This is a genomic window from Nocardioides endophyticus, assembly GCF_039543845.1.
GTDB lineage: Bacteria > Actinomycetota > Actinomycetes > Propionibacteriales > Nocardioidaceae > Nocardioides > Nocardioides endophyticus.
On record NZ_BAABKN010000012.1, the window covers coordinates 62,770 to 88,298 of the forward strand.

26 protein-coding genes and 1 pseudogene are annotated in these 25,529 nt (G+C 70.8%); 6 read left to right on the forward strand and 21 right to left on the reverse strand.

Annotated features, from left to right (window positions below):
* Positions 1–94: 94 nt before the first annotated feature.
* Positions 95–547 carry a MaoC family dehydratase gene (locus ABEA33_RS09100; RefSeq protein ID WP_345526442.1) on the reverse strand — a complete coding sequence of 151 codons (453 nt, stop codon included), beginning with the start codon at positions 545–547 and terminating at the stop codon, positions 95–97.
* Positions 548–596: 49 nt separating this feature from the next.
* Between ABEA33_RS09100 and ABEA33_RS09105 the strand changes: the two genes are divergently transcribed.
* Genes ABEA33_RS09105 through ABEA33_RS09120 form a run of 4 tightly spaced genes read left to right on the forward strand, consistent with a single transcriptional unit; the run spans position 597 to position 3,816 of the window.
* A complete protein-coding gene (locus ABEA33_RS09105) occupies positions 597–1,691 on the forward strand; it encodes an adenosine deaminase (protein ID WP_345526443.1) in 1,095 nt (364 codons plus the stop codon).
* A complete protein-coding gene (locus ABEA33_RS09110; RefSeq protein ID WP_345526444.1) occupies positions 1,688–2,164 on the forward strand; it encodes a DUF3592 domain-containing protein in 477 nt (158 codons plus the stop codon). Before ABEA33_RS09105 ends, ABEA33_RS09110 begins: the two co-directional genes overlap by 4 nt.
* Positions 2,164–3,378, forward strand: coding sequence for a cation:proton antiporter (locus ABEA33_RS09115; RefSeq protein ID WP_345526445.1), 1,215 nt, complete (start codon positions 2,164–2,166; stop codon positions 3,376–3,378). The genes ABEA33_RS09110 and ABEA33_RS09115 overlap by 1 nt, the downstream gene beginning before the upstream one ends.
* A gap of 54 nt (positions 3,379–3,432) precedes the next feature.
* Positions 3,433–3,816 carry an SHOCT domain-containing protein gene (locus ABEA33_RS09120; protein WP_345526446.1) on the forward strand — a complete coding sequence of 128 codons (384 nt, stop codon included), beginning with the start codon at positions 3,433–3,435 and terminating at the stop codon, positions 3,814–3,816.
* 4 nt (positions 3,817–3,820) lie between these two features.
* On the opposite strand, the gene ABEA33_RS09125 is transcribed toward ABEA33_RS09120, so the two are convergent.
* The 8 genes from ABEA33_RS09125 to deoC form a co-directional block, all read right to left on the reverse strand.
* Positions 3,821–4,267: a hypothetical protein gene (locus ABEA33_RS09125; RefSeq protein WP_345526447.1), complete on the reverse strand. Its 447-nt coding sequence runs from the start codon at positions 4,265–4,267 to the stop codon at positions 3,821–3,823.
* 10 nt (positions 4,268–4,277) lie between these two features.
* Positions 4,278–4,889, reverse strand: a complete 612-nt coding sequence (locus ABEA33_RS09130; RefSeq protein ID WP_345526448.1) for an ATP-binding protein — start codon at positions 4,887–4,889, stop codon at positions 4,278–4,280.
* 4 nt (positions 4,890–4,893) lie between these two features.
* Positions 4,894–5,979, reverse strand: coding sequence for a hypothetical protein (locus tag ABEA33_RS09135; RefSeq protein WP_345526449.1), 1,086 nt, complete (start codon positions 5,977–5,979; stop codon positions 4,894–4,896).
* On the reverse strand, positions 5,976–7,496 hold the full coding sequence (locus tag ABEA33_RS09140; protein WP_345526450.1) for a WXG100 family type VII secretion target: 1,521 nt from the start codon (positions 7,494–7,496) through the stop codon (positions 5,976–5,978). The genes ABEA33_RS09135 and ABEA33_RS09140 overlap by 4 nt, the downstream gene beginning before the upstream one ends.
* Complete coding sequence (locus tag ABEA33_RS09145) at positions 7,483–7,764, reverse strand: hypothetical protein (RefSeq protein WP_345526451.1); 282 nt, start codon at positions 7,762–7,764, stop codon at positions 7,483–7,485. The genes ABEA33_RS09140 and ABEA33_RS09145 overlap by 14 nt, the downstream gene beginning before the upstream one ends.
* Positions 7,765–7,977: 213 nt before the next feature.
* The gene (locus ABEA33_RS09150) at positions 7,978–8,850 is read right to left on the reverse strand and encodes an aldehyde dehydrogenase family protein (protein ID WP_345526452.1); all 873 of its coding nucleotides are present in this window, start codon (positions 8,848–8,850) and stop codon (positions 7,978–7,980) included.
* Positions 8,847–10,289, reverse strand: coding sequence for an aldehyde dehydrogenase family protein (locus tag ABEA33_RS09155; RefSeq protein WP_345526453.1), 1,443 nt, complete (start codon positions 10,287–10,289; stop codon positions 8,847–8,849). Before ABEA33_RS09155 ends, ABEA33_RS09150 begins: the two co-directional genes overlap by 4 nt.
* Before the next feature lie 5 nt (positions 10,290–10,294).
* Positions 10,295–11,269: a deoxyribose-phosphate aldolase gene (gene deoC / locus ABEA33_RS09160; protein WP_345526454.1), complete on the reverse strand. Its 975-nt coding sequence runs from the start codon at positions 11,267–11,269 to the stop codon at positions 10,295–10,297.
* Between the two features lie 64 nt (positions 11,270–11,333).
* Here deoC and ABEA33_RS09165 point away from each other — a divergent pair, with 64 nt between their 5' ends.
* A complete protein-coding gene (locus tag ABEA33_RS09165; RefSeq protein ID WP_345526455.1) occupies positions 11,334–11,945 on the forward strand; it encodes a hypothetical protein in 612 nt (203 codons plus the stop codon).
* 14 nt (positions 11,946–11,959) lie between these two features.
* On the opposite strand, the gene ABEA33_RS09170 is transcribed toward ABEA33_RS09165, so the two are convergent.
* Entirely contained in the window at positions 11,960–13,597 is a 1,638-nt protein-coding gene (locus ABEA33_RS09170; protein ID WP_345526456.1) for a phospho-sugar mutase, read from the reverse strand.
* An 18-nt stretch (positions 13,598–13,615) separates the two neighbouring features.
* Here ABEA33_RS09170 and ABEA33_RS09175 point away from each other — a divergent pair, with 18 nt between their 5' ends.
* Positions 13,616–14,059: an SRPBCC family protein gene (locus ABEA33_RS09175; protein WP_345526457.1), complete on the forward strand. Its 444-nt coding sequence runs from the start codon at positions 13,616–13,618 to the stop codon at positions 14,057–14,059.
* A 58-nt stretch (positions 14,060–14,117) separates the two neighbouring features.
* On the opposite strand, the pseudogene ABEA33_RS09180 reads toward ABEA33_RS09175, so the two are convergent.
* The 11 genes and pseudogenes from ABEA33_RS09180 to ABEA33_RS09230 form a co-directional block, all read right to left on the reverse strand.
* Positions 14,118–14,750, reverse strand: a pseudogene (locus tag ABEA33_RS09180) (lysoplasmalogenase family protein); the annotation flags it as partial.
* Positions 14,751–14,792: 42 nt separating this feature from the next.
* Complete coding sequence (locus tag ABEA33_RS09185) at positions 14,793–15,797, reverse strand: aldo/keto reductase (RefSeq protein ID WP_345526458.1); 1,005 nt, start codon at positions 15,795–15,797, stop codon at positions 14,793–14,795.
* A gap of 8 nt (positions 15,798–15,805) precedes the next feature.
* Positions 15,806–16,198: a MerR family transcriptional regulator gene (locus tag ABEA33_RS09190; RefSeq protein ID WP_345526459.1), complete on the reverse strand. Its 393-nt coding sequence runs from the start codon at positions 16,196–16,198 to the stop codon at positions 15,806–15,808.
* A 39-nt stretch (positions 16,199–16,237) separates the two neighbouring features.
* Positions 16,238–16,900 carry a biliverdin-producing heme oxygenase gene (locus tag ABEA33_RS09195; RefSeq protein ID WP_345526460.1) on the reverse strand — a complete coding sequence of 221 codons (663 nt, stop codon included), beginning with the start codon at positions 16,898–16,900 and terminating at the stop codon, positions 16,238–16,240.
* Between the two features lie 114 nt (positions 16,901–17,014).
* Positions 17,015–17,590 (reverse strand): TetR/AcrR family transcriptional regulator, encoded by a 576-nt coding sequence (locus tag ABEA33_RS09200; protein ID WP_345526461.1) that lies wholly within the window; start codon positions 17,588–17,590, stop codon positions 17,015–17,017.
* Between the two features lie 89 nt (positions 17,591–17,679).
* Complete coding sequence (locus ABEA33_RS09205) at positions 17,680–19,842, reverse strand: Ig-like domain-containing protein (RefSeq protein WP_345526462.1); 2,163 nt, start codon at positions 19,840–19,842, stop codon at positions 17,680–17,682.
* Positions 19,839–21,185 carry an HtaA domain-containing protein gene (locus ABEA33_RS09210; RefSeq protein ID WP_345526463.1) on the reverse strand — a complete coding sequence of 449 codons (1,347 nt, stop codon included), beginning with the start codon at positions 21,183–21,185 and terminating at the stop codon, positions 19,839–19,841. The genes ABEA33_RS09205 and ABEA33_RS09210 overlap by 4 nt, the downstream gene beginning before the upstream one ends.
* Complete coding sequence (locus ABEA33_RS09215) at positions 21,182–22,399, reverse strand: hypothetical protein (protein ID WP_345526464.1); 1,218 nt, start codon at positions 22,397–22,399, stop codon at positions 21,182–21,184. The genes ABEA33_RS09210 and ABEA33_RS09215 overlap by 4 nt, the downstream gene beginning before the upstream one ends.
* Entirely contained in the window at positions 22,396–23,196 is an 801-nt protein-coding gene (locus tag ABEA33_RS09220; RefSeq protein WP_345526465.1) for a heme ABC transporter ATP-binding protein, read from the reverse strand. The genes ABEA33_RS09215 and ABEA33_RS09220 overlap by 4 nt, the downstream gene beginning before the upstream one ends.
* Positions 23,193–24,311 (reverse strand): FecCD family ABC transporter permease, encoded by a 1,119-nt coding sequence (locus tag ABEA33_RS09225; protein WP_345526466.1) that lies wholly within the window; start codon positions 24,309–24,311, stop codon positions 23,193–23,195. The genes ABEA33_RS09220 and ABEA33_RS09225 overlap by 4 nt, the downstream gene beginning before the upstream one ends.
* A complete protein-coding gene (locus tag ABEA33_RS09230; protein ID WP_345526467.1) occupies positions 24,308–25,420 on the reverse strand; it encodes a heme/hemin ABC transporter substrate-binding protein in 1,113 nt (370 codons plus the stop codon). The genes ABEA33_RS09225 and ABEA33_RS09230 overlap by 4 nt, the downstream gene beginning before the upstream one ends.
* Between the last annotated feature and the right edge of the window lie 109 nt (positions 25,421–25,529).

The window sequence follows — 25,529 nt, forward strand, 5'->3', positions numbered from 1 at the left end:
ATCTCGACACGCAGTCGCGTCTTCGCAGGCTCAGGCGCGCGCTTGCTCGATCTTCGTGACTGACGCCGCGACCTCGTTCCTCGGTCCCGGCTGGTCACTCCAGCAGCAGCACGACCGTCTCGGCGACGCAGGCCGGCTTGGCCTCGCCCTCGATCTCGATCGTGTAGCGGAGCGTCGCCTGCTTGCCCGTCGGCAGGTCGGCGACGTCGGCGAGGGCGACGTGAGCGCGGATCCGCTTGCCGACGAGGACCGGGTTGGGGAAGCGCACCTTGTTGGTGCCGTAGTTGAGCTTGGCGCCGGGGGTCTCGAAGCTCACCACCTGGCTGCCGAGGAACGGCACCAGCGAGAGCGTGAGGTAGCCGTGGGCGATGGTGCCGCCGAACGGACCGTCCTTCGCCCGGTCGACGTCGACGTGGATCCACTGGTGGTCCCCGGTCGCCTCCGCGAACACGTTGACGCGCTCCTGGTCGATCGTGAGCCAGTCGGACGTGCCGAGCTCCTCACCGATGGCGGCGGACACTTCGTCGAGAGCGGAGAAGACGCGCATGGCTCCAACATATCGAGCGCTGCCGGCCGGGTCTGATTGGATCGACTCCATGACGCCCACTCGCGACCAGGTCCGACGGGCACCGAAGGTGCTCCTGCACGACCACCTCGACGGCGGGCTGCGGCCGCAGACGATCATCGAGCTGGCCGCCGACTGCGGGCACCAGCTGCCCGACCTCGGCGGCGAGCTGTCGGCCGAGTCGCTCGGCCGCTGGTTCGCCGAGGCTGCCGACTCCGGCTCCCTGGAGCGCTACCTCGAGACCTTCGACCACACGGTCGGCGTGATGCAGACCGGCCCGGCGCTCACCCGCGTGGCCCGCGAGTGCGTCGAGGACCTCGCCGCGGACGGGGTCGCGTACGCCGAGATCCGCTACGCCCCCGAGCAGCACGTCGAGACGGGCCTGACGCTCGACGAGGTGGTCGCGGCGGTGCAGGAGGGGTTCGACCAGGCGGTCGTGGCGAGCGGCAACCGGATCGTCGTACGCCAGCTGCTGACCGCGATGCGGCACCAGGCCCGGTCGATGGAGATCGCCGAGCTGGCGGTGGCGTGGCGCGACCGCGGGGTCGCGGGCTTCGACATCGCCGGCGCCGAGGCGGGCTACCCGCCCACCCGGCACCTGGACGCGTTCGAGTACCTCCAGCGCGAGAACTTCCACTTCACGATCCATGCCGGTGAGGCGTTCGGGCTGCCGTCGATCTGGCAGGCGATCCAGTGGTGTGGCGCCGACCGGCTCGGCCACGGCGTCCGGATCATCGACGACATCACCGTCCACGACGACGGCTCGGTCGAGCTCGGCCTGCTCGCGGCGTACGTGCGCGACAAGCGGATCCCGCTCGAGATGTGCCCGTGGTCCAACATCCAGACCGGCGCTGCGGCCTCGATCGGCGAGCACCCGATCGGGCTGCTGAAGAAGCTGCGCTTCCGGGTCACGGTCAACACCGACAACCGACTGATGAGCCAGACCTCGATGACCCACGAGATGACCTCGCTGGTCGAGGCCTTCGGCTACGGGCTGAGCGACCTCGAGTGGTTCACGATCAACGCGATGAAGTCGGCGTTCCTGCCCTTCGACGAGCGGTTCGCCCTGATCTCCGACGTGATCAAGCCGGCGTACGCCGCGCTGCGCGAAGAGAGCGACCAGTGAAGATCCACTACGTGCCGACCGTGCTGCTGCTCGGCTCGGCCGCGCTCATCCTGCTGGTCGGCGTCGGGCTGCTGCTCAAGGGTCGTGCCGTACGGCGTACGGCCGAGAGCTTCCGCAGCCGTGCGGTCGCCGTGACCGCCACCGTCGTCGCCCTCGAGGCCAAGGACCTCAGCCTCGGCGCCGAGCCGGACACTCGCTACTTCCCGCGAGTGAGCTTCGTGCCCGCAGGGGCGACCGATGCCGTCGAGGCGCAGACGCTCACCGACGTACCCGCCCCGCCGCCACGAGTCGGGGAGCAGATCGACGTCGCCTACGACCCCGAGCGCCCCGACCGCGTCGACGTCGCCGCCACGAAAGGTGACGTCGAGGGCGCGGGCCGGACCTGGGTCGTCCTCGGGTCCCTCGTCCTCCTGGTCGCCCTGGGCGTCGCTGCTGCCTGGCTGGTGCTGGTCCTGGTCGTCTGGACGTCGTAGTGCCCGGGCCGGAGGAGTCGATCTTCTGGATCGCGCTGTGCGCGGTACTGGCGCCGCTGCTTGCCGCGCTGTTGCTGCGCGGCAAGGTGCCGGAGGTGGTGCTGCTGCTCGTGCTCGGCGTCGTGATCGGCCCCAACGTCCTCGACCTCGCGGTGACAGGGGAGGGCGTCGAGATGCTGCGCGAGCTCGGCCTCGGCATGCTCTTCCTGCTTGCGGGCTACGAGATCGAGGTGGACGAGCTGGTGGGCAAGGGCGGCAGGCGTGCGCTCGCCACCTGGATCGCATGCTTCGCCGTCGCGCTCGGCCTGATCGGGCTGATCGGCCTCACCGACGCCATCCACGCGGAGATCGCGGTCGCGATCGCGCTCACCTCCACCGCGCTCGGCACCCTGCTGCCCATCCTGAAGGACAACGGCCTGCTCGCCAGCCCGTTCGGCCGCACGCTGATGAACCACGGTGCGTACGGCGAGCTCGCGCCGATCGTCGCGATGGCCGTGTTGCTCGGCAGCCGCGGGGTCTTCGCCTCTGTGCTCGTGCTCGTGGCGTTCTTCGTGCTGGCACTGGTCGTGCACCGCTTCTCCGCGCGGATCAGCCGGGAGGGCTCGGTGGTGCTCGCGGTCGTCCAGCGGGGTGCGGAGAGCTCGGGACAGCCCCAGGTGCGGCTGGTGGTGCTCCTGCTCGTCAGCCTGGGCGTGGCCGCCGCCGTCTTCGACCTCGACGTGGTGCTCGGTGCCTTCGCCGCCGGCTTCGTCCTGCGCGGGCTTCTGCCCCAGGGCCACGAAAGCCTGGAGCACAAGCTCGAGGGCCTGGCCTTCGGGCTGCTGATCCCGGTCTTCTTCATCACCTCGGGCATGGCCATCGACCCGCAGGCGGTGCTCGACGAGCCGGTCGCGCTGGTCGCGTTCGTCGCGCTGATCCTGCTCGTGCGCGGCGGCCTGGTCCTGCTCGCGACGTGGACCACGCGGGTGGACGGGGAGCGCGCCTTCGACGGCCGGGAGAGCGTCTCGATGGGGTTGTTCGCCGCCACCGGGCTGCCGATCATCGTCGCCGTCACCTCGGTCGCCGTCAGCGCCGGCGAGATGACGGCGACGAACGCGTCCGTCCTGGTCGCGGGAGGCGCCCTGACGGTGCTGATCTGCCCGTTCTTTGCCCAGGGACTCCTGACGCGCTCTCACCCGGAACAGGTGATTCCGGGTGACGGGCCGGGACACTAGCCTCGACGCGATAGTGGGACCGACTCGGGCCCCGACGCATTCGAGAGGAACGCTGTGGACAGCTTCTGGGACTTCTTCTGGTTCATCATCTCCTTCTTCCTGCTCATGGCCTACCTGGTCGTGCTGTTCCAGATCCTCACGGACCTGTTCCGCGACCACCAGACGAGCGGCTGGCTGAAGGCGGTCTGGGTGTTCTTCCTGATCATCCTTCCGCTGATCACCTCGCTGGTGTACCTGATCGCGCGCGGTCAGGGCATGGCGGAGCGCAACATCGCTGCCGTCAAGCAGGCGCAGGCCAGCCAGGAGGAGTACATCCGATCTGTGTCGGGTGGCGGCGCATCGCCGGCCGACGAGATCCACCGGGCGAAGGCGCTGCTCGACTCGGGCGCCATCTCGCAGGCGGAGTTCGACGCGCTGAAGGCCAAGGCGCTGGCCTGACCCGTCAGCGCGGTAGGACCGCCCACCAGCGGCGCTTCCACCGCGAGGACGACAGAGGTACGACGGCGCCCAGCGCCGGGTTGTAGACCAGGGGCTCCCCGTCACGCTCGTCGAGCACGAGGACGACGTGACGGGGAAGCCACCGGGTCCCCAGGAAGACCGGCACGGGTGTCGGCAGTGCCGCGAGCACCTCCGCCTGCCGGTAGCGGTGCACACTCCCGCCCAGCTCCCGTGCCACCGCCCACGGCGGGGTCCCGAACATCCGTGGCCACGGCACCTGCCAACGGCCGTGCCGGTCGCGCACACCGGTGAGGCGACGGTGCATCGCGAGCACGTCCTCCTCGAAGCGCGGCCAAGGGCCGGCACCGCTGCCCGCGAGCACAGCCTGGGCGACCACGACAGACGACGGTCCGCACGTGCGGGAGTCCGGCTGTCGCGGCCACGTCTTCATCAGCGCAGGCTCACGTCGAGGCGTCCCGGGCGGCCATCAGCCCGATCGCGGCGTACGCCTCGTCGGGCGTCACCGGGGCGCATCCTCGCTCCACGGCGTGGGAGACGACCCGGCGCTGGTCGTGCATCAGCGCGAGACCTCGCCGCACGAGCACGAGCGGGGGCTTGCGCCGCTCGCGCAGGTCGCGGGTGAGCCGTCGCCAGAAGGTCACCATCGGATGCTGTCGCACGCAGTACGCCGCCGCAAGCAGTCCGGCGTCGTCGCAGGGGCCGACGATCTCCTGCGCGAAGATGCCCTCGGCCACGAACACGTGGTGGTCGCCGAGGTCCAGGGTCCGCTGGCCGCAGCGGCCGTTCTGCGCGATGTCGTAGATCGGCACCTCCGCGCGACCCATGCGGCAGAGGTCGTCGAGCGCGGCCAGGGCGTCGCCGAGCAGCCACGACTCCGGGACGTCCCAGTCGACGATGCCGGCGTTGGCGCCCTCGGTGATCAGCGGCAGGGTGGGGTCGCCGCCGTTCTTGTAGAAGTCGTCGAGCCGGAGCACCGGCAGCCCGACGCGTTCGGCGAGTCGGGACTTCCCGGACCCGGAGGGGCCAGCAAGGACGATCACCCGCGCGCGCACCGGCCTATTCTTGCAGTGGCTGCAGCTCACCGATCAGCCCGACCGGTGTCCCCTCCGTGACCGGCTGCCGAGGGGAGCCGCCGGCCAGGCAGGTCGGGGCCCCGAGCGTGGGCACCTGGTCGACCCAAGACTGGTCGGGACCGCTCACGATCGGCAGCGTGACCGTCCAGGACACGGCACCGGCATCGCCCGGGACGGCCTGCAGTCGGGCGACCACCGGCCCGGCGTCGCTGTCGAGGCGGAGGGTCACCACTCCACCGGTCGACCGCGAGCACGCGGCGTACGTCGGCTGCCAGCCTCCCATCGACTCGACGACTGCGGCGAGCGCCGCCAGAGGCCGGCGAGGGCCGGGCGTGAGCGTCCCCTCGGCGGACGGCGCGCGCCGCTGCCGGTCGCCACCGGCGGTGTCCGGATCGGAGACGTCGGCGTCGAGCGACTCGAACCAGGCGTCGTCGCCGAGCGCGGTCGTCCGCGCCTCGTCGGCCGCCGTGGGGCCGGCGTCGGACCACTCGGGAGTCTCGACGTCGTCGTCGGCGGACCCGCGTGGTTCGTCGTCGGGCGGCGCCGGCGCGGGGTTGCCGGAGGCGCCGGCGAGGCAGGTGTCCGTCACGTCGACCGCGGGTCCGAGGTCGGGCCAGTCGTCGTCGAGGTGGTGTGGGACCTCGGCTGTGACCGAGACGTCGACGAGCTCGTCGTCCGGTTCGGCGCGCACCTCGGCGACCGCCGCGCTGTCGAGGTCGGTGCCACCCCGGGTCAGGACGGCACGGACGTCGTCGAGCTCGCAGGTCGCCCCGACGAGCGTCCAGCCCTGGTCCTCCGCGCCGGCGACCTCCTGAGCCGTGGCCGCGCTTGCGTCCAGAGCGACGTACGTCGTGGTCCGGGTGCCGGCGTGCCGGCTCACCCGTCCGTTGCTGCCGTAGCCCGCCTCCGGCACCGACAGGGTGCTGGGGGCGACCCACGGGTCCTCCCACACGGCCTGCGCGCGGGTCAGGTCGACGTCGTCGGCGTAGAGGTCACCGGGCAGGTTCGAGCATCCGGTCAGGAGCACCGAGCCGATGATCGCGGCCGCTCCGGCGGTCCGTGGTCTCACGACTCCGGGACCACGACGAACCACGGCTCGCTCCAGCCGGCGACGTCGAGGGTCCCGTTGACCCAGTCGTCGCGCGAGACGGTGATGGTCGAGCCGTTGGAGGGGTCGTAGACCGAGAGCGAGTCGCCGCCCTCGGACGCCGTGACGAGGGTGACGTGCCCGGGGCGGGTGTCGTCGCCGACGTAGATCGGGACCGTGGTGCCGCCCTCGCTGGCCCGCACGACCGCGTCGAAGCTGCTGCCCCGGTTGTCGGGGTCGACCACGCTGACGTCGTACGACGTGCCGGGGACGCCGGACCCGCCATCGGCGGACATCTCGGCCGCCAGGGCCCAGGGCTGGGTGCCGGCCTGCGGCGGCCACGGGAACTGCAGGTCGTGGTCACGGTCGACGGGCAGGTTGGTGCGCACGTGCATCGCCTGGGACTCGTCGGCGAACCGCTCGGCAGGGCTGCGGGGGTCGGTCTCGCCGGTGACGGGGTCGTAGCCGGTCTGCATCCACAGCGCGTACGCCGGGTCGTTCTCCATCCGCGACATGACGAGCGAGGAGGAGCCGCATGTCGTCTGGTCAGGCTGGGTGGCGTCGTCCCCACGGAAGTTGCCGGGATCGAGGTCGCGGAGCTCGCTGGGGCTCATCTGAGCGACCTGGTCGGCGTAGTTGTTGAGCGCGTCACCGCTGAGCCCGGACGCCACCGCCGCCATGATCCACGCGCGGGCGGTCGGGTCGTCGGTGCTCTCGAGCAGCCGGCGCACCTCGGCCCGTTCGTCGGCGGTCATGCCGGCCAGTGCGGCGTCGTAGCGGCTCAGCGTCGAGCCGTCGAGCGGTCCGCCGTCGTCGGACCACTCGTTGACGACGTCGACCGCGGACACCCCGTCTGGCAGGTGGTCGGGCAGCTCGATGTCGTCCATGGCGCCGGTCACCGCCCGCCGGGCCGTCGCGGCCGCCCGGGCGGCGTCCTCATAGGCGCCGATCAGGTCCTGGATCGCGTCGATCACCTCGCCCACGATGCCGCTGAGCTTGTCGGCCAGCTGCCACGGCAGCAGGTCGTCCCAGGTGATCGACAGGTGCTTGCGCAGGCCGTCGAACGCGTCGGCGTGCCTCTTGCGGGCGGCGTCCATGGAGCCCGCCATCGTGTCGAGGGCGGTCGCGACGCCGCGGGCGGCCTCGGGCACGGCGTCGACCCGGCCCGCGAAGGCGGTGACCGAGCTGCGGAACGAGTTGCCCGCCTCGCCCTCCCAGATCGCCGTCGTCATCTCGTCGTGCAGCGACCCCAGCGAGGTGTGCGCGCGGTCGACCGTGGTGGCGATCAGCCGCCACTCGTCGGCGGCGTCGCGCAGGTTGGCAGGCTCCGGCTCCGGGGGTTGGGAGGCGATCTCGAACGCCCGGCCGACCAGCCGGACGATGGTCTCGGCGGCGTCCCACGGCGGCCAGAGGTCGATGCCCTGCAGGTCGGCGAGCACCGAGCGCAGCTCGGTGATGGTGTCCTCGAGGGCGTCCTGTGCCACGTCACCGAAGCCCATGGAAGGCCCCCGCGCTCGTGTGGTCGGTGGCGTCGTACGTCGTCAGGCAGGCCTCGAGGTTGGTGCCGTGCTCCGAGACGAGTGCCTGGCAGACCTCGAGGACTCCCGCCATGTCGGTGGCTGCGTCGCTGACGACCGCGGCGACGCCGGCCAGGTCCGTGCCCGCCGCGGCCGTCGTACGGCGCCTGGCGGACGTGAGCTCGGCGCCGGCATCGCCCCCGTGGAGCCACGCGCGGCGTACGGCGCCGGGATCGACGTGCAGGGTCATGCAGGGTTCCTCCCCCCTGATCCGGCGGGACAAACGGGCCGATGGGGATGGCCCGGGTGGGCCACGCTCCCGGGACCGGTCGGCTCGACTTGGTCGCCCGGCGCACCTGGCAGGCGATCGCGTCGCGCTAGGGGCGTTCGGGACGTCATCCGAATCGTGGGTCAGGGGCCACCATCCGTATGACGTCCAGGACGCGGTGGACGGCGAGTCGCGCTAGACCCCGATCGGGTGCCAGACGGTCTTGATCTCGAGGTACGCCGTCATCGGCTCAAGACCGGGGTCGAGCGTCCAGTCGGGCTCGGCCGCCGGGGCGCGGCGTACTCGCTTGAGGTTGTCGGCGGCCGCGACCTCGAGGTCGGTCGCGAGGGTGGTGTCGCCCGCGATGCCGGTGAGGTCGATGGCGTTGACGTCCATGTGGGCGGCGAGCCAGGGGCCGATGGTGGCGGCCGAGCCGGTGAGGATGTTGACGACGCCGCCGGGCACGTCGGACGTCGCGAGGACCTCAGCGAGGTTGACGGCCGGCAGCGGGCGGTCGTGGGACGACACGACCACCACGGTGTTGCCGGTGACGATCACCGGCGCCACGACGCTGATGAGACCGAGCAGCGAGGACTCCTGCGGCGCGAGGACCGCGACCACACCGGTGGGCTCGGGCGTGGAGAGGTTGAAGAACGGCCCGGCTACCGGGTTGGCGTTGCCGATGACCTGGGTGATCTTGTCCGCCCAGCCGGCGTACCAGACGAGCCGGTCGATGGCGGTGTCGACGACCTTGTCGGCCTTGCTCGGGGAGAGCCCCTCGGACTGGACGACGGACTGCACGAACTGCGGGCGCCGGTCCTCCATGACCTCGGCGATCCGGTAGAGGATCTGCGCGCGGTTGTACGCCGTACGACCCGACCACGAGCCGAACGCCTTGCGTGCGGCGATGACGGCGTCGCGGGCGTCCTTGCGCGAGGCGAGGGCGGCGTTGGCCACGAACTTCCCCTTGCTGTCCTTGACCTCGTAGGAGTACGCCGACTCCGAGCGCGGGAACGCGCCACCGATGTAGAGCTTGTACGTCTTGCGGACGTCGATGCGGTCGCTCACTTGAGATACGCCTCCAGACCGTGGCGGCCGCCCTCGCGGCCGTAGCCCGACTCCTTGAACCCGCCGAACGGGCTGGTGGGGTCGAACTTGTTGAACGTGTTGGCCCAGACGACGCCGGCGCGCAGCTGGTTGGCCATGTGCAGGATCAGCGAGCCCTTCTCCGTCCAGACACCGGCGGAGAGGCCGTACGGCGTGTTGTTGGCCTTCTCGACCGCCTCGGCCGGCGTGCGGAAGGTCAGCACGGACAGCACCGGCCCGAAGATTTCCTCACGGGCGATCCGGTGGGCCTGGGTGACGTCGGTGAAGAGCGTCGGCGGGAACCAGAACCCGGTAGCCGGGAGGTCGCACGCGGGCGACCAGCGCCCCGCACCTTCGGCCTCACCGATGTCGGACAGCTCGCGGATCCGGGCGAGCTGCTCGGCGGAGTTGATGGCGCCGATGTCGGTGTTCTTGTCGAGCGGGTCGCCGATGCGCAGCGTCGACATCCGGCGCTTGAGCTTCGTGAGCAGCTCGTCGGCGACCGACTCCTGGACCAGGAGTCGCGACCCGGCGCAGCAGACGTGGCCCTGGTTGAAGAAGATCCCGGTCACGATGCCCTCGACGGCCTGGTCGAGCGGGGCGTCGTCGAAGACGATGTTGGCGGCCTTGCCGCCGAGCTCCAGGGTGACCTTCTTGCTCGTGCCTGCCACGGTGCGGGCGATGGCCTTGCCGACCTCGGTCGAACCGGTGAAGGCGACCTTGTCGATGCCCGGGTGGGCGACCAGCGCCTGGCCGGTGCCCCCGGCGCCGGTGATGATGTTGACGACCCCCGGCGGGAGGTCGGCCTGCTGGCAGATCTCCGCGAAGAGCAGCGCGGTCAGCGGAGTGGTCTCGGCCGGCTTGAGGACCACGGTGTTGCCACACGCCAGCGCCGGGGCGATCTTCCAGGCGAGCATCAGCAGCGGGAAGTTCCACGGGATGATCTGGCCGGCGACGCCGAGCGGCTGCGGGTCGTTGCCACGTCCGGCGTACTCGAGCTTGTCGGCCCAGCCCGCGTAGTAGAAGAAGTGCGCAGCGACGATCGGGATGTCGACGTCGCGCGACTCCTTGATCGGCTTGCCGTTGTCGATCGACTCCAGGACGGCGAGCTCGCGGCTGCGCTCCTGGATGATCCGGGCGATCCGGTAGAGGTACTTGGCGCGCTCGCGGCCGGGCATCTTCGACCAGACCCGGTCGTTGGCCCGGCGTGCTGCCCTCACCGCCACGTCGACGTCGGCCTCGTCGGCCTCCGCGATCTCGGCGAGGACCTCCTCCGTGGAGGGGCTGATCGTCTTGAATGACGTGCCGCGACCCTCGACGAAGTCACCGTTGATGAACAGACCGTACGACGGCTTGATATCGACGATGCTGCGCGACTCGGGCGCGGGGGCGTACTCGAAGGGTGTCGTCTTCTTGGCCATGAGAATCAGTCCAACGTGAAGTAGTCGGGGCCGGAGTAACGGCCGGTCTTCATCTTGGTGCGCTGCATCAGCAGGTCGTTGAGCAGCGTGGAGGCACCGAACCGGAACCAGTCCGGGTCGAGCCAGTCCGGCCCGGCGACCTCGTTGACCATCACGAGGTACTTGATCGCGTCCTTGCTGGTGCGGATCCCACCAGCCGGCTTCACGCCGATCATCCGGCCGGTGAGCTCGCGGAAGTCACGGACCGCCTCGAGCATGATCATCGTGACCGGCAGCGTCGCCGCCGGCTGCACCTTGCCGGTCGAGGTCTTGATGAAGTCGGCGCCGGCCATCATTGCCAGCCAGCTCGCACGGCGGACGTTGTCGTAGGTCTGCAGCTCGCCGGTCTCGAAGATGACCTTGAGGTGCGCACTCTCCCGATCAGGGCGGGCACAGGCCGCCTTCACGGCGACGATCTCGTCGTACACCTGCTGGTAGCGACCGGACAGGAACGCACCCCGGTCGATCACCATGTCGATCTCGTCAGCGCCGGCCTCGACCGCGTCGGCCGTGTCGGCGAGCTTGATGTCGAGCGCGGCGCGGCCGCTGGGGAACGCGGTGGCGACGGCGGCGATGTGGACGCCGGAGCTGCCCAGCGTCTCCTTCACCGTCGCGACCATGTCGGGGTAGACGCAGACGGCCGCGACGGATGGGCAGTCGGGGTCAGCGGGGTCGGGTCGCATCGCCTTCGACGCGAGCGCACGCACCTTGCCGGGGGTGTCCGCACCCTCGAGCGTCGTCAGGTCAACCATCCGGATCGCGAGGTCGAGTGCGTACTCCTTGGCCGTGGTCTTGATCGAACGGGTGCCGAGACCGGCGGCGCGGGCGTCCGCACCGACCTGGTCGACACCCGGCAGGCCGTGGAGGAACCGCCTCAGCGACGCCTCTGACTTGGTCACATCGTCGAGCCCGGGGCCGAGGATGGTGGAAGTGGCGGTCACCGACCCAGCATAGGGTTGGCCGCGCCCGGCACCACAACCCAGCGATCAGCCCGGAGAGAGTCCCGTGACCGACCCCGACTCTGACACCGTCGTCGAACGGTTCGCCCCGACCAGCGGCCGCATCAGCGGGGTCGCAGGGCTGATCACCGCCGGCGTGGTGCTGATCCTGGCGCTGCTCGGCTGGGACACCGGTACGCCGCTCGGGGTCGCCATCGTGGCACTGCTCGGCGCGCTCATGGTCTGGGCGGCGATGCTGCGCCCGGCGCTGTGGACGACGGGCAATGATCTCGTGATGCGTGGGATGCTCGGCACCCACTGGGTCCCGCTCGCCGCGATCGACACGGTGATCGTCACTCAGGTGCTCGCCGTCAAGGTCGGCGACAGGCGCTTCGTCTCGCCGGTGATCGGCTACACGGTCCGGCAGACGGTGAAGTCGAAGGCCCGTGACGCGCGGTCGCCGAGCGGCTCCGCCCCCGCACCGACCCAGGAGCACCAGGCGTTCGTCGAGGCTCGGATCGCGTACGTCGCCCAAGACGCGCGCGACCGCCTCGGCATCCGCAAGGGCTCGCCGGAGCAGCAGGCCCTTGCCGCCGGCGTACGACACACCTGGGCGTGGCCGGAGCTCGTCGCCACCGCGTTGCTCGTGCTGGCGTTCGCGGTCTGGGTGATCCTCTAGTCAGCTCTGCCGGCTCAGATGGCTGCCGCTGCCTTGATCCCGTTGCGGAGCGCGTCGAGACGGCCGACGGCCGCGATGCGCGCGGCGTCTACGCCGTCGTCCGGGTCGACCGGGATGACGACCTCGAGGTAGCACTTGAGCTTGGGCTCGGTGCCGCTCGGGCGCACGATGACCCGGGCGCCGTCGGCGAGGTGGTAGCGCAGCCCGTCGGTCGGCGGCAGGTCGGCGCTGCCCAGGTTGAGGTCGTCGATGGCCTCGACGGCCAGGCCGCCGAGCTCGGTCGGGGGAGTGGCCCGCAGGCGCGCCATCGCGGCCGCGATCTCGTCGAGGTCGGTGACCCGCACGGAGAGCTGGTCGGTGGCGTGCAGGCCGTGGGCGAGGGCGATGTCGTCGAGGAGGTCGAACAGCCCACGACCCGCGGCCTTGGCGTCGGCAGCGAGCTCACAGAGCAGCAGCAGCGCCGAGACGCCGTCCTTGTCGCGCACGTTGTCGGGGTCGACGCAGTAGCCGAGCGCCTCCTCATAGCCGAAGGCCAGGCCCTCCACTCGGCTGATCCACTTGAAGCCGGTGAGCGTCTCGGCGTACGGCTGACCGGCTGCCGCTGCCAGCTTCGCGAGCAGGCTCGAGGAGACGATGCTGCACGCGTAGGTGCCCTGCTTGCCCTTCGCGAGCACGGCGTGGGCCAGCAGGGCGCCGACCTCGTCGCCCCGGAGCATCCGCCAACCGTGCGGGCCGGGTACGGCGGCTGCGCAGCGGTCGGCGTCCGGGTCGTTGGCGACCACGATGTCGGCGCCGTTGCGCTCGGCGAGCGCCATCGCCAGGTCCATCGCGCCCGGCTCCTCGGGGTTGGGGAAGGCGACGGTCGGGAAGTCCGGGTCGGGCTGCTCCTGCTGCTCCACGACCGACGGCGCGTCGAAGCCCGCCGCCTCCAGCACGCGCTCGACGGGCACGCCGCCGACACCGTGCAGCGGGGTGTAGACGATCTCCAGGTCGCGCGGGCCGTCGTCGACCAGGCCGGCGACGGTGTCGAGGTAGCTGTCGACGATCTCTTCCTGGAGCACCTTGCCCGGACGACCGCGAGGGACGTCGGCGACCGCTCCGACGGCGGCGATGCGGGCCGCGATCTCGGCGTCCGCAGGCGGCACGATCTGGCTGCCGTCGCCGAGGTAGACCTTGTAGCCGTTGTCGCGCGGCGGGTTGTGGCTGGCGGTCACCATGATGCCGGCGGCGCAGCCGAGCTCGCGGATCGCGAACGCCAGGATCGGCGTGGGCAGCGGTCGCGGCAGGACGTACGCCGTGAACCCGGCGCCCGTCATCACCTCGGCGGTGTCGCGCGCGAAGACGTCGGAGTTGTGGCGCGCGTCGTACCCGATCACGACCGACCCGCCCTTGTGGCCGGTGTCGAGCAGGTAGGCAGCGAGGCCCGCGGCGGCGCGGGTGACGACGACCCGGTTCATCCGGTTGGGTCCGGCGCCGAGCTCGCCACGCAGCCCCGCCGTACCGAACTCCAGGGTGCCGTCGAACCGGTCGGCCAGATCCCCCGCAGCCCCGCCGGCCTCGACCGCCGCGATCACGGCCTCGAGCTCGGCGCGGGTCTGGTCGTCGGGGTCGTCGGCGGCCCAGGCACGGGCGGCGGCGAGGAGGTCGCTCATGGAGGGCACGATACGAGGGTGATCCCCACCTTCGTCTTCCGGGACAGCTGGGAGGTCGCGGCCGCCCCGAGCGACGTGCACGACGTGCTGGTCGACCTCGAGCACTACCCCGACTGGTGGCCCCAGGTCGTCGCCGTCGCCTCGCTCGGGCCCGACGACGCGCGGGTGCTCTGCCGGTCTCGGCTGCCGTACACGCTCGATCTGGTGCTGCACGCCGTGAACCGGTCGCCCGGGGTGCTCGAGGTCGGTGTCTCCGGGGACCTATGCGGGTCTGTGCGCTTCGACCTGGTGCCGGCGCCGGGTGGGACGCGGCTCGACTTCGCGCAGGAGGTCAGGGTGCCGGGCTGGCTGGGGGCGGCGTCGTACGTCGCCGGTCCGCTGCTGCGCTGGAACCACGACCGGATGATGCGGGGCTGTGCTCGCGGACTGCGTGCGCGTCTCGACTCTGGTCACGTCGGATGACGCCGAGGAGGAGCAGCGCCTGGGCGACGACGTAGGTCGCCATCACGCTGACGTCGTGCGCCGGCAGGTCGAGGTCGGAGAACGCGTCGACCGCGATCAGCCCGTCGGACACCAGGAAGAACGCGCCGCCCACCCAGGCCAGCCGGTCGACGCCGGTCGCGAGCACGGCCATCGTGCCGAGGCACAGCCCGTAGACGAGCACCGCCGGCGCGAGCACTCCCGCCCCCGGCAGGCAGACCGCGATGAGGGTGACCACTACGACGCCGTACGCCGCGAGCCAGCCCCGGCTCCGCCGCACGATGCTGTCGGCGGCGTACGGGCGGAAGGCCACGATGCAGCAGACCTGCGCCACCAGGAAGAAGCCCACCATCGCGAGGAACGCGGGGTCGCCGTCGAGGAACCGCGGCGCCGTGTCGCCCAGCCACGATCCCGCCAGGGCCCCGAGCGTCAGCACGACCAGGCGGCTGCGGGGGCTGGCTGTCTGGGCCAGCAGCGCCAGCGCCAGGACGGGCATCAGCAGCACCTGCGTGAGCCCGGCCAGCCAGCTCGGCCCGGTCGCCTGCGCGACCACCTGGACGATCCCGACCACGACGTACGCCACCAAGATCGCTCGGGCTCTCGGCTTCAGCACGGCGTCACCGTAGTGCGAAGTCGTCCCCGAACCACCGGGGTCGGCGCCGCGCGCCTTCATCGATCCTCGGCGTTACGCAATGAACTCGACGGGTGCCGGGTCTCAGGAGTCGATCGAGCTCAGGTCGCCGTACCGGTCGCCGACGACGGCACCCCGCGGGACGGCGGCGTCCAGGGCGGCGAGATCGTCGTACGTGAGCGAGACGTCGACGGCGCCGACGTTCTCCTCGAGGTACGTGACCCGCTTGGTGCCGGGGATCGGCGCGACGCCGAGCTCGTCGTCGCCCTGGGCGAGGACCCAGGCGAGCGCGAGCTGTCCCGGCGTGCAGCCCTTCTCCTCCGCGATCGCACGCACCCGGTCGACGAGCTGCAGGTTTGCGCGTAGGCCCTCGCCGTTGAGGCGGGGGAAGTACGCCGAGCGCCGCGAGTCGCCCTCCTCCAGCGCCGACTCCGTCGTGATGGCGCCGGTCAGGATGCCGCGGCCGAGCGGGGAGTAGGGGACCAGGCCGATCCCGAGCTCGCGCAGTGCCGGCAGGATCTCGTCCTCGAGGTCGCGGGTGAAGAGCGAGTACTCCGTCTGGAGCGCCGTGATCGGGTGCGTGGCATGGGCGCGGCGGATCGTGGTGGCCGATGCCTCGGAGAGGCCGAGGTGGCGCACCTTGCCGGCAGTCACCAGCTCGGCCATCGCGCCGACGGTCTCCTCGATCGGGACGGTCTTGTCGACACGGTGCTGGTAGTAGAGGTCGATGTGGTCGACGCCGAGGCGCTGCAGCGAGGCGTCGCACGCGGAGCGGACGTACTCCGGGCTGCCGTTGATGCCGACCCGGGTGCCGTCAGGGAGCCGCTCGTTGCCGAACTTGGTCGCCAGCTGGACCTCGTCGCGGCGCCCAGCGATCGCCCTGCCCACGAGCTGCTCGTTGGTGAAGGGGCCGTACATGTCGGCGGTGTCGAGGAAGGTCACGCCGAGGTCGAGCGCTCGGTGGATGGTGGCGAGGCCGGACGCCTCGTCGGGGCTGCCGTAGTACTCGGACATGCCCATGCAGCCGAGCCCGAGCTCGGAGACGTCGAGGGGCGAGGTGGTGCCGAGCGTGCGCGTCTGGATGGTCATGTCTCCACTCAAGCGCTTGGAGTGCGCTCCAGGTCAAGCGCGTCGAGCGTCGAGGTGTAGATGCCGATCTTGCGGTCGATCGCACCCAGGTGCTCCTGCACCTCCGCGAGCTGGGCGAGCACGTGCGTGCGGTGCGCCCGGAGCAGGTCGAGCCGGACCGTCTCGTTGCCCTCGCCGGCGCGCACGAGCTCGGCGTAACGGCGTACGTCGCGGATCGGCATGCCGGTGCCTCGCAGGCAGTTGAGCAGGTCGATCCACCGCAGGTCCGCGTCGGTGTAGCGGCGGTGACCGGTCGCCGAGCGGCCGACCGGGCGCAGCATCAGCCCGTCGCGCTCGTAGTAGCGCAGGGTGTCCGGCGTCAGGCCGGTGAGGTCAGCGGCTTCGGCGATCGAGTAGGTCACGCCTCAGTCTCACCCCTGGAGTGCACTCCAGGTCAACCGTCAGCGGGCGTACGCCTCGAGGTTCTGGCCGAGCTCGACGAAGAGCGCCTGGTTGAGTTGGAACGCGGTCTTGACCTCGGTGACCACCCGCTCCTGCTCCTCGGCGCTCAGGCCGAGGGCGTCGAGGCGGGCGCGGTAACCGTCCTTGTAGATCTTCGGCTTCGGGATCTCCGGGAAGTCGTAGAACGCGATGCCGGCGCCGTCGAGCTCGAAGGTGCGGTCGAGGATGCGGCCGATCGCCTGGCCGCCGGAGAGGTCGCCGAGGTAGCGGGTGTAGTGGTGCGCGACCATCAGGGTCGGCCACTCGGCCGCGGCGGCGAGCAGCCGCTGGCGGTAGGCCTCCGCGGCAGGGGAGTCGACCGTGCGGTCACCGTCCGCGACCCAGTGGTCGAGGTCGGCGTCGATCGCGGCCAGGCGCTCGAGTGCCGTGTCGGCGACCGCAGCCACGGCGGCGTCGTCACGGTGGGCGGCGACGATCTCCTCCATCGTCGCGTAGACGACGCGCAGGCGCAGGAGGTAGTCGGCGTACCCGCGCTCGTTGACCTTGCCGCCGAGGAGCTCGGACATGAACGACGAGTCCTCCGCCGCCTGGTGCTCGGCCATCGAGCCCTCACGCATGGCCACCGACAGTGCGAGGTCGGTGGTCTGATCGAGGATCGTCATGGGCATGCCTTTCGAGGCGCGGGAAGACGCGGAATTCTTTCAGACACATTGTCTACAAGATGTCGACAATCTGTCAAGACATTGCATCAGGTTAGGCTTACCTAACTCAGAATACTAGGCGTCTGTCCTCGGTATGGCGAGTGCCCGGAGGATGAACCGCTCCACCTGGTCAGGAGCAACGTCGCGGGGAGCGAGGCAGGCGTGGACGAGCGACATCGTCGCCGCCAGGTCCGGTACGTCGAACACGCTCGCGCGGGCGCCCGCCTCGAGGAGCTCGCGCAGGACGTCCTCCACAGCCACGACGTGCTCGCGGATCTCCTGGGCGGCCTGGCGAGACAGCACGCCGACCAGCTGCATGCCGAGGCCCATGTGGAACTGCTCGCCGGCTCGCAGCTGGTGCCGGATGTAGACCGCCATCCGGTCGACCGGATCGGTGACCCGGTCGAGCTCGGCGCGCAGGTCGTTGAGGTATCGCTCGGTCTCGTCGGAGGCGAATGCGACCACGACCGCTTCCTTGTCGGGGAAGTGGTGGTAGATCGCGGTACGGCCGATGTCGGCCCGGGCAGCGATCTGGGCCATCGTGACGGCGTCGAAGCTACGCTCGGCGAGCAGTGTCGCGAATGCCTCGAAGATCCGCCGACGCACCTGGTCGCGGTGCTCGGCCACGGTCTGGGCGCTGATCTTGGGCACGCTCGGCACTGTAGAGGACGCCGAACGTGCGTGACGCCCCTCCCGGTGGGGGAGGGGCGTCACGTCGTACGGCGGTGAGGCTGGAAAGCTCAGCTCACCTTGAGGGACGCCGTCTTCGACGAGCCCTTGACGTTGCCGTCGCCGCCGAACGTCACCGCGAGCTGATACTTGCCCTTGGCGAGCTTGGGCAGCTTCACGTTGACGATGCCCTTCTTGAGCTTCGCTGCCTTGATCTGCGCGACGACCTTGCCGTTGCCGTTGCGCACCACGACCTTGACGGAACCGTCAGCAGCCCCGGCGTTGCGCGCCTTGACCGTGACCTTCGCCGTGCCGGCCTTCTTCGCCGTCGGCTTCTTGGTCACCTTGACCGTCGTCGTGCTGGTCGTCTTCGCGACGGACGTGGTGACAGTGCCCGTCGCAGGTCCGGCGTTCGCGTTGCCGGCGTACGTCGCGGTCAGCGTGTGCTTGCCCGCGTCCAGCTTGCCGAGCGTGAACGTCGCCTTGCCGTCGACCAGGTCGGCGGATCCGACGAGCTTGCCCGCGCGCTCCAGGGTCACCGCTCCGGAAACGCCCGTGCCGCTGACCGTGACGGTCGCGGTCGAGGCCTGACCGTAGCTGCGGTTGGGCGACTCGACCGTGAGCGCCGTCGCCTTCTTGGCGATCGTCAGCGTTGCCGTGGCTCCGCCCGCGTTGGTGTTGTCGTTGCCGGCGAACGCGACCCGCAGGTTGTGCTGACCCGCCGCGAGACCGGTCCCGAGGTCGAACTTCGCCGTACCGCCGACGACGTCCTTGGTGCCGAGCACGGTCGTGCCCTCGTAGAGGGTCGCCGAGCCGCTCGTACCGCCGCTGCTGGCGACGGTGGCGGTCGCAGTGGCGGCCTCGCCGTACGTCGTGGTCGGCGCGGTGAGCGCGACGGTCGGGGTGGCCTTGGCGAAGGTGATCGGCGTGTAGGTCTCGTACGCCGCGACGGTGGGGCCGCCGCCGGCGTAGGTGTAGATGCCGAAGTTGCCTGTCTTGTCGGCCAGCCAGGACTGGTCGACCTGGATGGTGGTGTTGAAGGTTCCGTCGGTGCCGAGGATGGTGTACGACGCGCTCGACGGGCTCTGGGCGGGGCTTGAGGCGTCGAACGATGCCTGGGGCACCGCCCACTTCACGGCGACGCCGTTGCCGTTGGCTCCGGCGGGGTTGTTGCGGTTGCCGGACGGGGCTCCCGCGGAGGGGCGCCAGGTGTCGGCGTAGCGGCCGAACGCGATGTAGACGCCGGACGGCACGCCGCTGAAGGGCGGTCGGGTGCCGATCGCCGCGTCGGGGTTGAAGCCGGAACCGGTGACGGTGACCGCCTGCTGGCCGTTGGGCAGCAGGGCGGTCTTGGAGACCTCCACAGTCGGGGTCGCGGAGGCACCGAGGTCGACGTCAACAGGCAGTGCGGGCTTGCTGTCCTGCATACCCGAGCAGCCGGTGGAGTAGAAGTGAGGACGCACCGAGTCAGGGATCACCGAGATGAACGACTGGGGCCACGAGCCCCACCAACCGGTGGCGCCACCCGCGGTCGTGCAGGAACGATCCTGTACGGCGCCTCCGGGGACGGTGACTTCCACGCCCTGGTAGTCCGGAGTGGCCCGGAACGAGTCAGCTCCGGTGGAGGCGACGTCGCCGTCGCTGAACGTCATCAAGGTGACCCGACCGAGGTTCTGCGCCTCGGTCGGGTTGCCCTCCATGTCGACGCCCGCGCCGAGGGCGAAGTTCATGGTCAGCGAGCCGGCGCCGGAGGCGTTCAGAGTGAGCTTGGGGTCGGAGTAGATCTCGTCAGGTGCGCCGTACAAGGCCGGGTACGCGTTGACGGTGTAGGAGCCGGTCCACGAGAGGTCGACCTTGTCGGTGTCGGGGTCGGCGGTACCTGTGCCGGCCGTGAACTTGACCGCGTTCGGGGTCTTGTTGGCCGGGGTGGTCACCGGCATGGAGGTCGTAGGGACGGGGTCGACGACGTACTCGTTCTGCGTACCGCCAGAGACGGAGCCGACGAGTTGACTGGCGTTGCCCGTCAGGTTCTTGTAGGTCCAGGGACCGAAGATGCCCTTCTGGGCGTAGCCGTTGAGCCCCCAGGTGAACGTCGCGTTGCTGACGAACGAGTCAGCGGCTTCCGCGGGGGCGGCTGTCGTGGCTCCGACGGCTGCCAGTCCGGCTACCGCAAGCGAAGTGGCGGTGAACCTGGCGAATCCCCGCCTGGCGCGCCCAGCTTTACTGCTGGTCATGATCTTCCTTTCAGACTGCTGATGGTGGTGACTGCGGCTGCCCCGAGCAACAGCAGCGATCCGGCCCACCACTCCCATGGGTGGTCGGAGTTGGACGCCTCGGACGCCACGGGGGACGTCAGGGCGGTGACCACCGGCACAGCGGGGAGCCGGGGGTCGAAGGTCTGGACTGCGCCGGCCGCGACCGCGGCAGGCACGGTGGGCACGGCGGGCTGGGCCGGCACGGCCGGTCCGGCCGGCTGGCTCGGTGGGTTCGGCGCGGTCGAACCGGTCGGTTCGGGGGGAGCCGCAGTGGCCGACTTCGTCGGGCGCGGCGGCTTGGGTGCGACCGAGACGCTCGGTGTCGCCGTGGGTTTGCTGGACGGCGTGGGGGTGGGCTGGGCGACCGGGGCCCCCGCCGAATAGCTCAGGGTGAGGGGCAGGGCGACTTTGTGGGCGTCCGCGCTACCGCCGGATGAGTACCAGTACGCCGCCGACCCCAAGGTGCCCATCTGGGTGAGGAACGACGCCGGGAAGGCGCCCCACGACGAGCCGGTGCGCACCTGGGACACGGCGTCCGCAGGGGCGTCGTACCTGACACCGAGGTAGGCAGGGGCGGCGGAGAAGCCGCCCTCGCTCGGCAGTTGGAGGCTGGCCCTGGGAAGGTCGGCGAGCACGACCTGCTGGGCGGGGACCTTCTGCCACTTGCTGGCGTCGTTCATGTCCGCGGAATAGCCGCCGAGGTTGGCCACGAGCTGGGCGCTCGTGGCCGTCACCTGCAGCTGCGGATCGCTGACCGTGAAGAACGTCATGCCGGAGTAGTAGAGGACCGTGAAGGTGCCGCTCCACTGGATCGTGGCGGTCCCGGCGGCGGGGTCCACCGTGCCCGTCCCGCCGTCGATGACGATCTGGTGCTCGGAGAAGGTGCTGCCGCTGGTGGTCAGGCGGGTGCCGGCGACATCGGTCGACGTGCCGGCGAACGTGGCGAGTGCATAGCTGCCGTCGGGCTGCCGCTTCTCGATGCGGACCTTGCCGGATTGAGCGCTCCAGCCGGCCGGTCGGCCGTTGCTCCAGGTGGCGCCGGTCCCGGTCCTCGGCAGAGTCTTGCCGCCCTCGCCCGGGTCGCCCACCTCTCCCGCGGAGAAGAAGTTGAAGGTGCCGGGCGCGAACGCGGCGTTGTTGCTCTCGTTGTTGATGCCCCAACGCAGCTGGGCGTCATCGACGGTGAAGGCGGCGCCGTCGGCCGACGGAGCGGCGGCGGTGCTCGACCCGACGGCGCCCGAGAGCAGCAGGGCGGCCGAGGGCAGAGCGAGGGCGAGCGCCAGCGCGGCGCCGGCGGTGCGGACCTGGTGTCGGATGCTCATGGTGCGACTCCCGCCGCCGGCACGGTGGTCTGCGGCTTGCGCGGCGCCCGGCGCCGCCGGAGCAGGCGGAGGATCACGGCCACCAGCGCGCCCGCGAACACGAGCGCTGCGAACGCGAGGAAGGCCTGGGGTGCGCCCCAGCCCCCGTCGGTCGTGGTGTCCGACGCCGGCGTGGCAGTCGACGTCTCTGCCGACCGCACCGGGAAGAGCTCGGTCACGGCTGTGCCGGACGCTGCGCCGGTCAGGCGCAGCTCGTGCGTGCCCGCCGCCAGGTCCACCGGCAGCTGGATCAGTCCGGCGACCTCGCCGGAGACACCGGCCACCATCGGCCCGATCGCCACGATCCCGTCGTCGAGGATCGCCAGGACCTGCTCCCCGGGAGTGAGGCCCGAGCTGGTGAACGCGAGCGCGTGCCCCGGAGTTGCGGTGTCACGGTCGACGGTGAGAGTGGGCTTGCCGGCCCGCTTCGTGGGGACCACAGGGGAGGACGGTGGCGCGCTGCCGTCCGTCGCGCCGGGCCCGGGGGCCGCGCCGCCTGTCGTGGAGCCGCCTGTTGTCGAGTCGTTGTCGGCGTTCGGGCTCGGATCCGGCGTCGAGCTCGGCGGGGCGGAGTCGCCGTACACGTTGCCGAACCGGACCGGGGTGAAGGTCTCGTTGGCGCCGTTGATGACGCCGTGGGCTCCGATGGTGATGACCCCGCAGGTGACCTTCCGGCAGTCGACCTCGTGGGCAGTGCCGTCACGGTCGACGCTGGTGAAGACCGGGCCGGGGATGGTCAGGTCCACCGAGAAGCCGCCGCTCGCCGACAGCACGGCGTTGGCGTCCGCGGCCGTCGAGCTCCCGGGGAACGCGACGAACTTGAGGTAGCCCTTGTTGGCATCGGCGTTCTCGGCGTCGGGTATGTAGCGGTAGTCGTCGCCGGTGTGGCCACCCTTCGACGGCTTCCACGAGCCGCTGTTGGCGTCCTTGACCCAGCCGAACATGACGTAGACGCCGCCGAAGCCACCGCGGACGACCTGGAAGCCCGTGCCGCTGAGGGTGAGCTTGGTCTGGTACGTCGAGTCTGCCTGGTTGCCGCCGCGGTCGTTGCGCACCGTGATGCGGGCGGCCGCCTCGGCGGGGGTCGCGACCAGGGCGACGGTGGCGCCGACGAGTGCCGTCGCGACGGCGGCGGTCAGCACCCGCCGGAGTTGTCTGCGGTGGGTCGGTCTCATGCGTCCTCCTTGCGCTTCGCGGCCGCCTGCCGGTCGGCGAGCACGAGCAGGTCGCCGGTGACGGGGTGTTCGATCACGTCGATCGGGTAGTCGTAGACGCTGCTCAGCAGCGGGGCGGTGAGTACTTCGGCCGGCGGCCCGTCACTTGCGACCCGCCCGTAGGAGAGCAGCACCACCCGGTCGGACCAGGCGGCAGCGAGGCTCAGGTCGTGCAGGACGACGACGACTGCGGAGCCGTTGTCGGCTTCGCGCCGGGCCCGCTGCAGGACCGCTTCCTGGTGGCCGATGTCGAGCGCGGCTGTCGGCTCGTCGAGCATCAGGATGCCGGTGCGCTGGGCGAGGATCCGTGCGAACGACGTACGCCCCTTCTCGCCGCCCGACAGCAGCCCGAAAGCCCGGTCGGCCAGGGCGGTCGTGTCCGTGGCGTCCATGGACTCGGCGACGATCTCGTCGTCGCGATCCTCCTCCGCCAGCCCTCTCCAGGGGGCGCGGCCCATCCGGACGACCTCCTGCGCGGGGAAGGGGAACGAGATGTGGTGCTCCTGGGTGAGGACGGCCCGATGCCGGGCGAGCTCGCGCAGCCGCCACTCCTCGAGCGGTCGTCCGAGCACCTCGACCTTGCCTGCGTCGGGGCTCAGATCGCCTGCCAGTACGGCGAGCAGCGTGGACTTGCCGGCGCCGTTGGGGCCGGCAAGAGCGACGACCTCGCCGTGGTGGAGGTCCAGGTCGACGCCGTCCAGGACGGCGACCGGACCGAAGCTGAGCGCGACTCCGCGCGCTACCAACGCGGCGCTCATGCCCAGCCTCCGGCAGTACGTCGGGTTCGGCGGAGCAGCCAGAAGAAGAAGGGGCCGCCGACGAGCGAGGTCAGCAGGCCGAGCGGCAGGTCGGCGTACGCAACCAGGGTGCGTGCCGCCGTGTCGGCGATGACCAGAGCGAGCGCGCCCGCCAGTGCGGAGGCGGGGATCAGGATGCGGTGGCCGGGTCCGGTCACCATCCGGATCAGGTGGGGGATGACGAGCCCCACGAACGCGACGATGCCGCAGAAGCTGACGGCGGCCGCGGTGAGCAGGGCGACGACGACGATGAGCAGGATGCGGAGTCGCTCGACGTTGACGCCGAGGTGGCGGGCCGAGCGTTCACCGAGCGCCAGCAGGTCCAGGCTGCGCGCGCTCAGGCAGGCGACGAAGATGCCGACCGCGGCCATGGGAGCGACGACCGCGACGTACTGCCAGCGGCTGCCGTTGAGGCTGCCGAGCTGCCAGAAGACGATCTGCTCTCGGGCCTGGGTGTCGCCGAGGAACATCAGCAGAGCGAGCAGGGCACTTGCAACCGCGTTGACCGCGATGCCGGTCAGCACCAGGGTCACGACCTCGGTGCGACCGTCAGCGCGAGAGAGCAGGTAGACCGCGAGGGTCGTGACCAGACCTCCGACGAACGCGCAGACCGCCGTGGTCCAGTCGCCCGCGAAGGTGAGGCTGAAGACGATCGCGCACGCGGCCGCGACTGCCGCGCCGGCGGAGACGCCGACGACGCTGGGCTCTGCCAGCGGGTTCCCGAAGATGCCCTGCATGAGCGCGCCTGCGACCGCCAGGGCAGCGCCGACGACGATCGCCATCGCCACCCGGGGAAAGCGCACCGACCAGAGCGTGGCGTCGCCGCGAGGGTGGGTCGGCATCGGGCCGATGTCGAGGCCGAAGTGGTGGAAGAAGCTACCGACCACTTCCGCGAACGGGATAGGCAGCTGGCCGGATCCGGCAGCGGCGAGGGAGCTGACGAACAGCGCGATCGTCAGGCCGAGGAAGAGAATGGACGATCGCGTGATGCGCCGATGACCGGAACTGGCCTGCTGTGGAGTCCGGCGCTGGGACGGCCCGGCCGGCTGCGTGGTCGGCCGGGCGGAAACGGTCACATCGCGTCCGGGGCGTAGAGGGCGACAGCAAGAGCGTTGAGCACGTCGGAGGTCCGCGGGCCGAAGCTCAGCACCTGGTCGTCGTCCATGGCGATGATGCGCTCGTTCTCACCGGCTGGCGTCTGGGCCAGCGCGGGGAAGCGCTCGAGGAGGCCGTCGACGCCGTCGATCGACTCGAGGCCGTGGCGCATCATCAGGACGACGTCGGGCTGAGCGGCGATCAGACCTTCGTCGCTGATCGGCCGCATCCCCTTCCAGTCGATCTCCTTGCTGACGTCGTAGCCGCCTGCGGCTTCGATCAGGGAGTCCGCCCCCGAGCCCTCGCCGAACATGTAGTAGACGCCGGCCTGGCCGCGGACGTAGAGGAAGATGGTGCGCAGCTTGCCGGTGACGTCCTGCGGGGCGACCTCGACGATCTCTTTCTCCGTCGCCTCGGCGGCAGAGGCGATCCGCTGGCCCAGCGCCTTGCCCTCGGCCGGGAGACCCAGGGCATCGGCGATCTGCTGGGTCAGCGATTTGAGATTGTCCAGCCCGCGGTGGGAGTCGGTGACGACGACCGGGATGCCGGCATCGCGGAGCTGCAGGACGACGTCCCAGGGGCCGAGCGAGGTATCGGTCAGGACCACGGTCGGATCGAGCTCGAGGATCGCCTCGGCGTTCAGCTCGTGGCCGTTGTGCGTGACGAGCGGGCGGTCGGCGATCTCGGGGAAGGACGAGGAGACGTCTCGGCCGACGATGTTGTCGCCCAGCCCGAGCTCGAAGACGGTGTGCGAGAGCGTGCCGTAGACGTCCAGGGCGAGGATGCGGCTGGTGTCGGTCACCTTGACCTCGGTGCCCTGCGCATCAGTCACCGTGACGGGCAGGTCGGGCTGCGGGTCGTCGGTGACCGGGTCGATCTCGGGGTCGGGAAGGTTGACGTCCACGACGCCCTGCCAGGAGCGAGGGTCGTCCAGGGGCGTGACCTCGGACAGGCGCGGGACTGCGCTGGTGCTGGCTTCGTCCGACGCGGAAGGGCCGGATGAGAGCACGGGACCGCATGCGGTGAGTACGACGGTGGCGAGGCTGAGTCCGAGGCTGCCCGCCAGGAGGCGGCGAGAAGGACGACGCATGCTGCTGTAGCTCCTGACCTGGCGTCGACCATCGGCGCCTCGAGGAGTCTAGCCCACTATTTAGGCTTGCCTAACCTTCCTTCTCCAGTGAGACGGCGGTGTGACCGGG

Coding starts and splice junctions, on each gene's coding strand:
- ABEA33_RS09100 (WP_345526442.1), bottom strand. CDS start 547: ATGCGCGTCTTCTCCGCTCTCGACGAAGTGTCCGCCGCCATCGGTGAG.
- ABEA33_RS09105 (WP_345526443.1), top strand. CDS start 597: ATGACGCCCACTCGCGACCAGGTCCGACGGGCACCGAAGGTGCTCCTG.
- ABEA33_RS09125 (WP_345526447.1), bottom strand. CDS start 4,267: ATGAAGACGTGGCCGCGACAGCCGGACTCCCGCACGTGCGGACCGTCG.
- ABEA33_RS09140 (WP_345526450.1), bottom strand. CDS start 7,496: ATGGGCTTCGGTGACGTGGCACAGGACGCCCTCGAGGACACCATCACC.
- ABEA33_RS09145 (WP_345526451.1), bottom strand. CDS start 7,764: ATGACCCTGCACGTCGATCCCGGCGCCGTACGCCGCGCGTGGCTCCAC.
- ABEA33_RS09155 (WP_345526453.1), bottom strand. CDS start 10,289: ATGGCCAAGAAGACGACACCCTTCGAGTACGCCCCCGCGCCCGAGTCG.
- ABEA33_RS09170 (WP_345526456.1), bottom strand. CDS start 13,597: ATGAGCGACCTCCTCGCCGCCGCCCGTGCCTGGGCCGCCGACGACCCC.
- ABEA33_RS09185 (WP_345526458.1), bottom strand. CDS start 15,797: ATGACCATCCAGACGCGCACGCTCGGCACCACCTCGCCCCTCGACGTC.
- ABEA33_RS09195 (WP_345526460.1), bottom strand. CDS start 16,900: ATGACGATCCTCGATCAGACCACCGACCTCGCACTGTCGGTGGCCATG.
- ABEA33_RS09205 (WP_345526462.1), bottom strand. CDS start 19,842: ATGACCAGCAGTAAAGCTGGGCGCGCCAGGCGGGGATTCGCCAGGTTC.
- ABEA33_RS09210 (WP_345526463.1), bottom strand. CDS start 21,185: ATGAGCATCCGACACCAGGTCCGCACCGCCGGCGCCGCGCTGGCGCTC.
- ABEA33_RS09215 (WP_345526464.1), bottom strand. CDS start 22,399: ATGAGACCGACCCACCGCAGACAACTCCGGCGGGTGCTGACCGCCGCC.
- ABEA33_RS09220 (WP_345526465.1), bottom strand. CDS start 23,196: ATGAGCGCCGCGTTGGTAGCGCGCGGAGTCGCGCTCAGCTTCGGTCCG.
- ABEA33_RS09230 (WP_345526467.1), bottom strand. CDS start 25,420: ATGCGTCGTCCTTCTCGCCGCCTCCTGGCGGGCAGCCTCGGACTCAGC.